14 protein-coding genes are annotated in these 13304 nt (G+C 30.6%); 7 read left to right on the top strand and 7 right to left on the bottom strand.

From position 1 onward, the window contains the following. Genes XO08_RS07430 through XO08_RS07410 form a run of 5 tightly spaced genes read right to left on the bottom strand, consistent with a single transcriptional unit; the run spans position 1 to position 4310 of the window. Positions 1-1506 carry an HD domain-containing protein gene (locus tag XO08_RS07430; protein ID WP_077287846.1) on the bottom strand — a complete coding sequence of 502 codons (1506 nt, stop codon included), beginning with the start codon at positions 1504-1506 and terminating at the stop codon, positions 1-3. A gap of 14 nt (positions 1507-1520) precedes the next feature. Further along, complete coding sequence (udk, locus tag XO08_RS07425) at positions 1521-2135, bottom strand: uridine kinase (RefSeq protein WP_077287844.1); 615 nt, start codon at positions 2133-2135, stop codon at positions 1521-1523. Between the two features lie 4 nt (positions 2136-2139). After that, positions 2140-2685: a metal-dependent hydrolase gene (locus XO08_RS07420; protein WP_075666372.1), complete on the bottom strand. Its 546-nt coding sequence runs from the start codon at positions 2683-2685 to the stop codon at positions 2140-2142. 1 nt (position 2686) lies between these two features. Then, positions 2687-3694, bottom strand: a complete 1008-nt coding sequence (locus XO08_RS07415) for a polyprenyl synthetase family protein (RefSeq protein WP_075666371.1) — start codon at positions 3692-3694, stop codon at positions 2687-2689. Between the two features lies 1 nt (position 3695). Next, complete coding sequence (locus XO08_RS07410) at positions 3696-4310, bottom strand: hypothetical protein (protein WP_077287842.1); 615 nt, start codon at positions 4308-4310, stop codon at positions 3696-3698. Between the two features lie 135 nt (positions 4311-4445). Here XO08_RS07410 and hydF point away from each other — a divergent pair, with 135 nt between their 5' ends. From hydF to XO08_RS07380, 6 genes are all read left to right on the top strand, one after another. Next, positions 4446-5636: a [FeFe] hydrogenase H-cluster maturation GTPase HydF gene (gene hydF, locus XO08_RS07405; RefSeq protein WP_075666369.1), complete on the top strand. Its 1191-nt coding sequence runs from the start codon at positions 4446-4448 to the stop codon at positions 5634-5636. A 4-nt stretch (positions 5637-5640) separates the two neighbouring features. After that, positions 5641-7005 (top strand): aspartate ammonia-lyase, encoded by a 1365-nt coding sequence (locus XO08_RS07400; protein ID WP_075666368.1) that lies wholly within the window; start codon positions 5641-5643, stop codon positions 7003-7005. Positions 7006-7087: 82 nt separating this feature from the next. Further along, positions 7088-8074: a hypothetical protein gene (locus tag XO08_RS07395; protein WP_075666367.1), complete on the top strand. Its 987-nt coding sequence runs from the start codon at positions 7088-7090 to the stop codon at positions 8072-8074. A gap of 4 nt (positions 8075-8078) precedes the next feature. Next, a complete protein-coding gene (locus XO08_RS07390; RefSeq protein WP_077287840.1) occupies positions 8079-8441 on the top strand; it encodes a GntR family transcriptional regulator in 363 nt (120 codons plus the stop codon). Beyond that, on the top strand, positions 8428-8973 hold the full coding sequence (locus tag XO08_RS07385; protein WP_075666365.1) for a hypothetical protein: 546 nt from the start codon (positions 8428-8430) through the stop codon (positions 8971-8973). Before XO08_RS07390 ends, XO08_RS07385 begins: the two co-directional genes overlap by 14 nt. Continuing rightward, positions 8960-9766, top strand: a complete 807-nt coding sequence (locus tag XO08_RS07380) for an ABC transporter ATP-binding protein (RefSeq protein ID WP_075666364.1) — start codon at positions 8960-8962, stop codon at positions 9764-9766. Before XO08_RS07385 ends, XO08_RS07380 begins: the two co-directional genes overlap by 14 nt. Here XO08_RS07380 and XO08_RS07375 read toward each other — a convergent pair. After that, positions 9758-10606, bottom strand: coding sequence for a DUF4438 domain-containing protein (locus XO08_RS07375; protein WP_075666363.1), 849 nt, complete (start codon positions 10604-10606; stop codon positions 9758-9760). The two genes, XO08_RS07380 and XO08_RS07375, sit on opposite strands and share 9 nt — an antisense overlap. 13 nt (positions 10607-10619) lie before the next feature. After that, positions 10620-11978 carry an MATE family efflux transporter gene (locus XO08_RS07370; RefSeq protein ID WP_232218178.1) on the bottom strand — a complete coding sequence of 453 codons (1359 nt, stop codon included), beginning with the start codon at positions 11976-11978 and terminating at the stop codon, positions 10620-10622. A 283-nt stretch (positions 11979-12261) separates the two neighbouring features. Between XO08_RS07370 and tdh the strand changes: the two genes are divergently transcribed. Next, positions 12262-13293, top strand: a complete 1032-nt coding sequence (gene tdh, locus XO08_RS07365; RefSeq protein ID WP_077287838.1) for an L-threonine 3-dehydrogenase — start codon at positions 12262-12264, stop codon at positions 13291-13293. Positions 13294-13304 lie beyond the last annotated feature (11 nt).

Below are 13304 nucleotides of genomic sequence, written 5' to 3'. Positions count from 1 at the left end.
TTACCACCTCGTAGTAAGTTGCATGTCCACTTTTGGTATTACATTATACTTTTCCAATAAACTCCTTATATCTTTTGTAACATAAAACCTCACTATTTGTATTAAATTACTGCTCATGAGTCTATACGCGGGATATTCTTTTACATACTCATCAAAGGACAAAACTTGTTTTTTCCAAAAATCGTAAATATATATATTACTTTTTAAAAATTCTTCCGGATGCACTAAGGAAAGTTTATAAGGCGTATCTACTTTAAATATATTATCAAAATTTGAAAGTATCTCTGCAAGTTCATTTTTATCCTCTTCATCCGCACCTTCAATAGCCTTTTTCAATCTTAGCTTAATTTTTTTCAAAACACCCATTGCAAATCCTTGACTTGCAACAGAAGGATCTATACCCTCAACGGAAAATGGCGTTTCCAATATAGTCTTCCAAAAATCTCTATTTTTTAATCTCTCCACTATCTCATATGCCATTACAATATCCAATTCCAAAGGTTGGAGGTCAATTTCATAATTTAAAATCTTTTCTTTTGTCTCTTTAAATGAACTAATATTGTACTCTTCAACTATTTGCTTAAAGTAAATTTCTATTTCATTTATAATTCTTTGATCGGTTAATTCCATGAAAGTTTCTAAATTTTCAACACGTTCTTTTAACTTCAAAGGTTTATAACTTAACTCTAAAAGCTCTTGGATCATTAAATCTGCGGCACGTGAAGTCTTATGGAAATAAACATTTTTGTACATCATAAATCTGCCAAATAACGTAGTATAAATCTCATCTATAACCTTAATATTATAAGCCAAATGTTTTTTTCCATCTTTTTCAATTATCATGGAATTTCTCACAAGTCTATCCAAAGACCCAGTCCCAAATCCTCTAGTACCTGCAAAGTATGAATCTCTAAGGACAAAGTCCATTCTATCTGCTCCTAAGGGACCTTGAATAACTGCAAATTCTATTGTTCCATACTCTTCTCCCTCATAAACATCTATCACCATTTGCATTATCTTCCTAAAATCATCTAAAAGATCTGAAATCCCTCCTAAAACAAATTCAACATCTTCTAAAACTGCCTTTTGTAACTTTTCAGGAGCCCTTTCGTAAACCTTTAACATGGCATTTGGCATATACTCTGTTAAAATTTTATTTCTATATTCATCATGGCCATCATCTAACCCCATATTCTTGTAAACCACTTCATCGAATTGATGACTAAATGGCCCATGACCTATATCATGTAATAATCCAGCTAATCTTAAAATTCTTACTTTAGCTTTATCTTCAAAAAGATGCTTTGCATACATACCAGATATATGCATTACTCCCAACGAATGTGCAAATCTAGTATGAGTTGCACAAGGATATACATATTCTGAACCCACTAATTGTGACAAATATCTTAATCTTTGCATTGCCTTAGTATCAGATGCCAAGATTTCCAAAGGATACATAAAAATTTCTGCATGAATGGGATCTCTTGAAACTTTATGGTACATAAAGACACCTCTTTTCATAAATTAGTCATCTTTTTAAAAATAAATTCCACAACAACATCTATTGCTTTTTCATTAAAACCACCTTTGGGTATAATCAAATCAGCATATTTTTTTGAAGGCTCTACATACGCATCATGCATAGGTTTCACCATATTCAAATACTGCTCTACAACGCTTTCAAGAGTCCGCCCTCTCTCTTTAATATCCCTTTCAAGTCTCCTTATAAACCTCACATCACTTTCAGCATCGACAAAAATTGATAAATCGTACGACTTTCTCAAATCCTCATAATAAAGTGCAAAAATTCCTTCTACTATAATAACAGGTTTCGGTTCTAAAATAGTAAACTTTTCTGTCCTAGAATAAATCTTAAAATCATATTCCGGTAACTTTATACTTTTTGAAGATAACAACTTATTTAAATGCATCACCAACAAAGATGACTCTATCATATTAGGATGGTCATAGTTATACTTTTTTCTTTCCTCAAGTGGTATATGACTCATATCTTTATAATAATTGTCCATAGGCAAAATTACACTATTTTCTTTGCCTATTATTTCATGGATCTTTTGCGCAACCGTAGTTTTTCCAGAACCTGTGCCACCACCAATTCCAATAACAAACATACTATCACCTTTTAATTAATTTTCCATTTTTTTCAACAAAAGAAATATCCATTATTATATGAACAAGATATCCTATCGTAGATATTATACCAAGAAAAGCTGAATTTTCAGTCTTAAATCCCAAATAATACGCACCTGAAAACATTATTCCACCATAAATTAATGCAGCCCAAAAAGTATGCAATGGCCCTCTATGTTTAGGAATAATAATCTCAAACAGAATCCCAAAAAATAATCCCGTCAAAAACGCTATCAAAAATCTCAAATACAATCCAACATTTAAATCAAAAAAAGATATAATAATTTTTTTTGTAAACTCGAAATAAATAACAAAGGATATAACAAGTAACCTTATAAATTTATGTAAAAAAGAATGGTTGTGATCAATATCTGGCATATCAGATGACAAAACAAAAAGAAAAAAACCAAAAGCTATAACTTTCTCGTCTGGATATCCCATATTTAAAAGATGTAAAATAAAAAGATAAACACCCAAAACAATTGGGTAAAAAAACATTCCAACCCTTATATGAGAATCAAAATTTGGCATCTTAATCTCTCCTTAATCTCAATATTAAATCCATTAGCACCTCTTTGTTCTTTATATCTATTTTTTCTAAATTCTTTAGCGAAAGCTCAAACAACTCGTTCATCACGATTTTAGCACTTTCTACAGCTCCACTTTTTCTTATCGTATCAATTATAAACCCTATTTCTTTGTCCGTTTTTCGAGGTTTAAAATACATCTCAAAAAAATTATCATCATATTTTCCAAAATCTATTAATGCCGTTACTTTTCCTTCTAAAATATCGGAAAGATTAGATTTTCCAGAATTTTCATCAAATGTACTTAATATATCATCTCTTATCTGAAAAGCTATCCCCGCAGGAATTAATACACCCTCTAAATCCCCCCTTGGGACATTTCTTTTTCCAAAAAGTGCTCCAAGATAAAAGGGATAAAAAAAGGTATAATAAGCCGTTTTTAATTTAGAAATTTCCAAAGAAATTTTCTTTTCTTCAAAAATCTCCTTATATTTTTTGTTCATAGAATAAATAACGTCCAAGATTTGACCATATCCAGTATTTATGTAACATTCTGAAAAATCTTTTAAAAAACCATTTGGCAATTCTAATTTACTCAAAGCCCTTAAAGCTATAAAAAACAACACATCTCCCAACACTAACGCTAAATTTTCTCCAATTCTTGGATTAAAATTCAAATCTTTAAACTTTTCATACAAAAGACTATGCATAGAAGGTAGTCCTCTTCTTTTATCAGATTGATCCATAATATCATCGTGTATTAATAAAAAAGAATGCATTACTTCAATTACCGCCGAAACTTTATAAATCCTTTCATCAATTTTCGCCCCAAAACTCTCTGCACCTAACAAAAATAACAATGGCCTTATTCTCTTCCCAGACCTTAAACAAAACAATTTTAATTCATCAACAAGATAATCTTGTGAATTTGTTAATTTATTTTCATCTATAACTTCTTCTATATTTTTTTCTATATATTTAACATGAACTTTTCTAAACACTTCAAAATCCATATTATTCCCCCATATACTTTTCAACATCTTCACCAACTAGTTTCTTTAATATATCATAATACATAGAATTTTTCATTACAATATTTGATAAAGACTTTTTAATTATTTCCAAATCTTCTCCGTCAAAATCTCCACTGTTAATTGCACTCACTAAATCCTTTACAACTTCCGGTCTATTCACATATGAAAGTGCCATTGCAGCTTGTGCACCAAACTTTTTTCTTTCCGCATCTTCTAATAAAAAATACTTAAGTATATCGTAAACTTCATCACCGTAACCTAGTTTGGCTATCGCTTCATAAATTACCAACTCTGCTTCTTCAAAGCTATAAAGTGACAAAACGCTGTACAAGTCCTTTTTGATACTTTTTTCTCCAATATCAGCTAAAATATCTATTACATAAAGTAGTGTTATATCATTCTTTTTAGCTTCTAAAACTCTACTTTTAAACTCCTCTAATAACTTTTCTCTTGAATATTCTTGCAATTTAAACAATGCCTCTGAAGCTATCTCTCTTACTTGACTATCCTCATCATCTAATAGCTTAATTAAGTCATCGACAGCTTCCTTCCCCTTTTCATCTATTATTCTCTTTATTAACTCTTCACGTTCCATGATAAACCTCCTAAACTGATGAACTCTACCGCTTATAATTATATCACATATACTATAACTTAGTATAATCTAATTTACTCAACAACATTTTTTTGATATAATATTAGTGAAATATTTTACAAAAGAGGTGTAAGCATGATAGCAAGTGGAGGATTCAGAAAATATATTGCAATTACCGGAAAGAGAAATGTTGGAAAATCTTCGTTTATGAACACACTAATTGGCCAAGAAGTATCAATAGTAAGTAATGTGGCAGGAACTACTACAGATCCCGTATTCAAAAGTATGGAGCTTTCACCTGTTGGACCTGTTACACTAATTGATACTCCTGGTCTTGATGACATTGGAGAATTAGGAATAAAACGTATAAAAAAGGCAAAAAAAACTTTGTATAGAGCAGATTGCGGAATCTTAATAGTTGATAATAAACCTGGTGATTTTGAAGAACAGATTATAAACCTCTTTAAAGAACTTGAAATTCCATATTTAATAGTAATAAATAAAATAGACAAAATAGACCCAGAAAAAATAGAAAAAGCATACGAAAAGTATAATGTCCCAATTATAAAGGTTTCCGCTTTAAAAAAAAGTGGCTTTGAGGACATTGGAGAAAAAATAAATTCATTATTACCAAAAGATGATGAAATACCTTATCTTTCGGATTTAATAGACGGTGGAGATCTAGTAATATTAGTTGTCCCAATCGATTTAGGTGCACCAAAAGGTAGGTTAATAATGCCACAAGTACATGCAATAAGAGAGGGGTTAGACAGAGAATCGTTAGTATTAGTGGTAAAAGAAAGGGAATTAAGATATGCAATTGAAAATATAGGAATAAAACCTAGACTAGTTGTTACAGATTCTCAAAGTGTAATGAAAGTCGTTTCAGATGTGCCTGATGATGTAGATCTAACTACTTTTTCCATACTTGAATCAAGGTATAGAGGTGATTTAGAATATTTTGTTGAAAGCGTAAAAGCAATTGAAAATCTATCAGACGGAGATACCGTTATCATAATGGAAGGTTGTACCCACAGGCCACTTACTGAAGACATAGGACGAGTTAAAATTCCAAGGTGGTTGACCAATCACACAGGAGCAGCATTAAACTTTAAAGTATGGGCAGGGGTGGACCTTCCAGAACTTTCTGAAATTGAAGACGCAAAATTGGTTATTCACTGTGGTGGTTGTGTAATGAACAGAAATAACATGATGAGAAGGGTTCGTATGTTCAAGCGTTTGGACATTCCCATGACAAATTACGGAGTTATAATATCTTATTTACACGGTGTGCTTGATAGAGCTATTAAGCCATTAATGAGGTGAAAAAATGAGGAAAGAAAGAGACTACTTGGGTGAGATCGAAATCGAAGACAATGCACTATACGGCATCTCATCAAAAAGAGCAACTCAAATATTTCCAAATACAAATGAAAAATTTGACAAAAAATTTCTCTGGGCCTATTTTATGATAAAAAAGGCCGCTGCAAAATTAAATACAGAACTTGGTTACCTTGAAAAAGAAATAGGAAATGCCATTGAAAAAGCATGTGACAAGTGGGAAGAATTATTACCACATATAATTGTAGATCCATTATCAGGCGGAGCAGGCACCTCAGTTAATATGAATATTAATGAAGTAATTGCAAATAAAGCTTCTATTATCTTGGGAAAAGAATTTGGATTTGTAAACCCCCTAGAACATGTAAATATGCATCAATCAACCAATGATACATTCGTAACCGCAGGAAAAATAGCAATAATAGTACGTTTAAGAGAATTAATAGATAAGATAATAAACCTTCAAAACATCATACAGCAAAAAGAAAAAGAGTATTATAGTATTAGAAAAGTTGGAAGAACACAATTAATGGATGGCCCTCCAATAATGTTGGGACAAGAATTTGGCGCCTTTGCCGACGCACTTGCAAGGGATAGATGGAGACTAAACAAAGTAGAGGAAAGAATTAGAAATGTAAATATAGGCGGAACAGCTATTGGCACTGGTATTGGTGCTCCAAAGGAATATATATTAAAAATAGTAAATACTTTGAGAGAAACGTGCTGTGTTAAAATTGCAAAAGCAGAAAATTTAATAGATACTACCCAAAACATGGACGTCTTCTCTGAAATACACGGACTATTAAAAGCACTTGCGGTAAACTTGTATAAAATATCCAACGATATAAGATTACTTGGTTCTGGACCAAATACCGCTATTGGTGAGTTAATACTTCCAAAGGTACAAATTGGAAGCTCTATAATGCCTGGAAAGATAAACCCCGTTATTCCAGAATACGTTATGCAAATATCTCTAATTGTCTTTTCACATGATAGTTTAATCAACCACGCTGCCTCATTAGGAAATCTAGAATTAAATCAATTTTCACCAATAATTATTCACTATACATTAAAATCCTTAAAACTTTTGAAAAATGCATGCATATCTCTTTCAAAATATATTTCTAAAATAGAGGCAAATGAGAAAAAATGTAAAGAAAATTTGGAAAAATCCATTTCAAATTTAACACCTTTAATAAATTTATTTGGCTATGAAGAAGTAGCAAATGCAATAAAAAAAGCAAATTATAACTTCTTTAAAGCTATTGAAATACTTTCAAAAAAATTCAATATACCTAAAAAAAACATTCTAGAAAAAATAGACCCCAAAAACTTAACAAAATTGGGATTTTAAATTTTTAAATATTTTTTTTTTGTTTTTTTGAACATATGTGTTATACTAATATAGAACACTAGATAAATATGGAGGTGACATTATGGATTTTCTCAAAAAATACCCTATATTTTCTAAACTATTGATAATGCTATTACTGGGAATTTTAAGTGTTATAATCCCACTATGGAGTATTAAAATAATAATTTTTCTTGCAGGAGTATTCGTGTTTTCAACAATCATAAAAAGGGGAGCTATAGCATTTATTATTCTAGTTTTAATTTTTTCCTTGCCAACCACACTTACCATAAAACTTAGACCTTTTTTTTTAAACAATTTTATTGAAAATTTCTCACAAAGACGTTTACAAAACTATCAAAAAAATATAATATATCCAGATACCAATACTGAACTTTTTACCGATGAAGTATTAATAGATATGGGAAATTCAAATTTAATATTGGAATTTACAGATGGAAATAATATAAGTTATTCTAGTAAATTAAAGATAGAACAAGGAAAAACTATCAAAATAAGTACTAATAAAGGAAATAATTACTCTTTTTATCTTAAAATAGGTACTGAAAGCCTAAAATATCTGAAAATAAACACAAATAATGTTAAATTATCTGGAAAAGCCACGTTAAATGAACTAAAAATAAATGCCACTGCCATAAGTTTTAATTCTTTGGACATAGAATGTGAAAATTTAAAACTAAATGGAACTGGTATCAATATAGATGGAAAAATAAATTCAAAATTTTTTGAGATAGATGGAACAGGTATAAACATCGACGGGTACATTAGTGGAAAAAATTTTAATTTAAATGGTACAGGTATAAATATAGACTCAAAGATAAACTATGAAGAAATAAGAATTGATGGAACAGGAATGAATGTAGATATAAAATTAGGCAGAAAAAATACCTATACAAGAATTAATGCAACTACCATTATAGGAAGCATTGATATTTCAAACAATCCAGCACAAATTAAAATACTCTGTACATCGGGGAACATAAAAATTAAAAATTACAAAAAAGCGGTTTTAGATATCAAAGGCCCAAGGCTCACTTTTGAACAGGAGTGATGATATGTTAAAACAAGTAGACAAACATAGTGGTATCCCCGCATATATCCAGATAATAAACATGATAAAATCTGAAATTATTCTTGGAAAATTCACACCAGGAGATCAACTGCCGCCCGTTAGAGAACTTAAAGAAATATTCCAAGTTAATATAAATACCGTACTTAAAGCGTTGGAAAAGTTAAAAATTGAAGGAATTATTTCCTCAGAACAAGGAATTGGATACTTCATAAATAAAGATATTAAACTTAGCGATGATACCATAGAGGAAATTAAAAAAGTGGTCAAAAAACTTAAAAAGTTAAACATAGATATACAAACTATTTTTATAATATTTGAGGAGGTGTGGAAAAATGAAAAAGGTTGAAGCTCTATTTGAAATAATAATAAAAGAAAAGAGTGGAAGTTGGTTCTTTTGGTTTTTGCTTTTATTTATACCTTACACGAATATTTTTTCAGTATTTTTCCTCTCAAACCTCGTTTTAGGTTCAAAAATAAAATCAAAAAAAGACAAACTTTTCTATTATCTTCCATTTACAAAAAAAGAAGTATTCCTTTATCTATACACATTTTTAATGTTACTCATTTGTTCTGTCACAATACTTATCGAACACTCCCAAGCAATCTATTTTCTAATATTTTCAACATTTATCTTTTCACTAGCAACCATTGCCGCATCATTTGGTATAGATAATCTTGCAATTACCATAATATTTTTAATTGTAGACTCTATACTCACAAAAATCGGCAGTCTTCAACTAGATATAAATTTTAATCCATATCTTTTAATTAGTCCTACTTATCAAGGAAATATACTATATTCTGCACTTTTTTCCGCTTTACTTTTATTTTTAGCCTACAGAGTTTACGTTGGAGGTGAAAGTTATGTTAAAAATTAAACAATTAAAAAAGGCTTTCAAAAATAAACCAGTTTTGACTAATATATCTTTTGAATTAGAGAAAGGAGAAGTTTTGGCACTAATTGGTCCAAATGGTGTTGGCAAGACAACAACCCTAAATTGTATATCACATGTACTAAGAAAAGATTATGGAACTATAACCTTTGAAGATGAAGAATTAACAGAAAAAATGAAATACAAATTATCCTATGTTCCAGAAGACAGATGTGTTTTTCAAAACTTTACTGGGTATGATTATCAAAAAGTATGGAGTTCTATTTATCCATTGTGGAATAATAACTTATTTGAAAAAATGGCCATAAAATACCATTTGGATCTTTCCCAAAATGTTTCAAAATACTCACAAGGGTTAAAAACACTATTCTTAGTTGCCTTAGCCGTATCCACAAATGCAGAAATATTATTGTTAGATGAGCCAACACAACATTTAGATCCTACAATAAGGGTTGAAATAATGGAAATTATGAGAGAATATGCCGATCTTGGAAAATACATTATCGTTTCATCACATGAAATATATGAGATAGAAGAATACGCAGATAAAATTGCAATAATAAAAGATGGTGAAGTAATTTTTCACGACTATATCGATGCATCAAAAGAAAAACACAGAATAATAGAAGCACAATACGAAACAAAAACCGGCACGATAATTGGTCTTGTAGGAAAAAACTTACTAGTAAAAACAGATGAAAACATCGGTAGATATCCAAAATTAAACGAAATAGTAGTTGGATATTTAAATGGAACAGAAAAAATAAGATTATTCTAAAAACATTTTTAAGTTCACTTCATCTTTTAATTCAATATCAAGTTTATTGTTGTCATTTGCAGTCATTACTACTACAATTCCAGGCCCATGGCCTGTTTTTATACAATTAGAATGTACAACTACACCTATTGAAATTGCTCCCTTTCTAAAACCACCTACACCATAACCATTATAATGATCTTTTATCGCAACAAAATCCCCTATTTTTAGTTTGTCCAATCCAAGGCGCTTTATCTCGTCCATATCATGTGTATTTATATCATAATCCGTTCCAGTTGGATTTGATGCCCCCACACCTGATCCCATAAGATAAGAAGGAACAATAGCTTTAACTGGAAAAATTAATTTCCCATTTTTTTCAATAATTGATATTTTTTTCAATAAATTAGGATCAATATTAAAAACTTTCAAGTCTGGATAATCTATTATCTCTAATCCTTGGCCAAATCCACATATCTGAATCTTATCTCCAATGACTAATTTATCTTTTTGTGGAAAATATATCAAAATATTATCCACTCCACCATGTTTTCCAATCACGTACCCTTCCATCCCTTTTGCTTCACCTGATACTACTACAGCCTTATTCCCTATACACGCAAGATTCATACACGTATCATTAAATACTTTATCTTTATTTTTAGTCGAAACATCTGGTTCAACATGATCTCCAAAAATTTCAAAAACATTATCACCAAGCCCAAAGTTATATGAAATACCGCCAACTCCGGGAAAATAATATGGCTTTCCATCATTGTTTAAAACAGGAATTCGCGCAATGGGATGGACTATTTCAACTAAAAGTGATAACTTCACAACTTTACTGTCGTTTAAAATCATAAATTACACCTCCTTATACTCTCACTACTTTCCATTTTCCCTTATTGAAAAAGTAAACGGAAACTATGTATTCCATAAAATCTCCAAATGCAAAACTAATCCAAAGCCAAATCACCGGCAATTTAAATACCATTACCACAAAATACATCAAAGGAATCTGGACTATCCATCTAGAAATTAAACTCATAAACAGAAATGGAATATTATAACCAGAACCTGTAAAAGCAATACTAATTCCCAAACCATATGCAAGAAATAACAATCCCCATACACTGTACCTTAAAAATAAAACACCATTTCTAATCACTTCATAATCATTCGAAAATAAATCAATAAATTCCTTTGAAAAGATAACTATGATACAAACGAAAATCAACGATACAATTGTAGTTAACCATCCCGCTATTTTTGACACTTTTTCTGCCCTTTCAACCTTCTCTGCTCCTAAACTTTGTCCAACTATTGCAGAACTTCCCATTAAAATACCAAACAATGGCATAAACACAAAGCCAAAGATCCTATTTCCAATAGTATAAGCAGATATAACTTCTTTGCCATATTTTGAAACAAAATATAAAATCATAACTCCAGATAAATTTCTCATAAGTACTTCAAAACCATTTGGAAGACCTATAGTAATTAATTTCTTGTCAATCCCAAAATCTAATTTAAACAACTCACTAATACTGGGTTTTACTCCCTCAACTCCACTAAACAATATATAAAAACCAACTACAAAAGAAAAGACTTGTGAGATAATCGTGGCAATGGCAGCGCCTGATACGCCTAAATTAAATCCTCTAAAGATAAATACTTCATCAAACATTAAAATGGGATCTAAAATAATATTTAAGACACTGGATATTATCATTATAATCATTGGAGTTTTTGAATTTCCAATACTTCTAAATGCCGTGTTTATTGAAAACGACGAAAACATTATTGGTAGAAAAAATATTCTTAGATATCCATACTTTAGTCCCAATTCCAAAACATTTCCTTCATTAGTAAACAAACAAAATATAGGTTTTAAAAACAAAAGTAAAATAACACTACCTACAATTGCAACTAAAAATTTAAAAGCAATAGTTTGTTCAATAACTGAATTTGTTCTCTCAAAATTCCTTTTACCATAACTTTGTGAAATCAACGAAATAGAACTAACACCTATTATTTCATTTAAAGCTTCTACAACCCAAAAAATAGTGGAAAAAATTCCAACCCCAGCAATCGCACTCGTTGAAATTTTACCAATCCAGTAAAGATCAACTAAATCGTAAAACATTTGAAATGAAAAACCAATAGCCGTTGGGAGTCCCATTACTATAATCTGCTTTAAAATACTTCCATAGAATAAATCTTTTGCAGACATATTAACCTCCATGTTTCGTATTTCAAATTTAATAATAACATTTTAATCAAATGTTATCAAACTTTATCTAATTAAACTTAAACCGTGATATAATTTCATATGCTAACAAATTGGTTTTATACGTTTTCCCTATTCTTTTTGGGATATATAAAAAAGACTAAGTAATTACAACTTTAAGCTATTTTAAAAAGAATATTTTCACATAATAATCCCTTATTTTCTTTTACTTATCTTTGGTAAAGTAATATAATTTAATATGGATTAAGATGGAAGGAGGATAAATATGAAAGCTATATTAAAAGAAAATGCAGGTCCAGGATTTATAATGAAAGAAGTTGATAAACCTCAAAAATTAGGGCCAAGAGACGTCTTAGTTAAGATACGTCGTGCCTCTATTTGTGGAACAGATGTCCACATTTACAAATGGGATGAATGGTCTCAATCTAGGATCAAACCGCCGTTAATTGTGGGGCACGAAATGGCAGGGGAAGTTGTAGAAGTAGGAGAAGCAGTAACACAGGTAAAAGTGGGGGATTTAGTTTCAGCTGAAACGCACATTCCATGTGAACATTGTTATCAATGTAAAACTGGAAGAATGCACGTTTGTAAGAATTTAGAAATATTAGGTGTGGATAGGAATGGTGTCTTTACCGAATATGCTGTTATTCCAGAAACAGTGCTGTGGAAATTTTCAAAAGAAATTCCTTTAGACTTTGCATCTGTTATGGAACCATTTGGAAATGCAATCCATACCGCTTTGGTAACAGATTTAACGGGGAAAAAAGTACTTATCACAGGAGCAGGTCCTATAGGGTTAATGGCTATTCAAGTTGCTAAAGCTGCTGGTGCAAGTTTAGTAATTACCTCCGAAGTTGATCCTTTAAGAATTAAAATGGCAAAGGAAAATGGTGCAGATATAGTCATAGATCCAACAAAACAGGATTTAATAAAAAGTGTGTACACTATAACAGAAGATGGTGTAGATATTCTACTTGAAATGAGCGGTAACAAGAAAGCACTAGAAGACGGTTTAAAATGTGTCACTATGGGTGGTGAAGCATCATTATTAGGTATATTCGGTGGTAGCATAGATATCAACCTTGATTCTCTTGTAATTATGAGAGGAATTACCGTATATGGAATTACGGGAAGACGTATGTTTGATACATGGAAAGTTGCAGATGAATTACTAAAAAACAAAAAAGTTGACCTTTCAAAAATTGTTACACATGTTATTCCTTTTGATGAATGGGAAAAAGGATTTGAACTTATGTTGAATAAAAAATGCGGAAAAGTAGTTTTAAATCTTGATTAGGGGGTGTAAAA

The sequence above is a fragment of the Thermosipho sp. 1074 genome (genome assembly GCF_001999655.1).
GTDB classification, from domain to species: Bacteria; Thermotogota; Thermotogae; order Thermotogales; family Fervidobacteriaceae; genus Thermosipho; species Thermosipho affectus.
The sequence above is the reverse complement of the archived record's forward strand: the minus strand, read 5'-3'. Positions and strand labels throughout refer to the sequence as shown.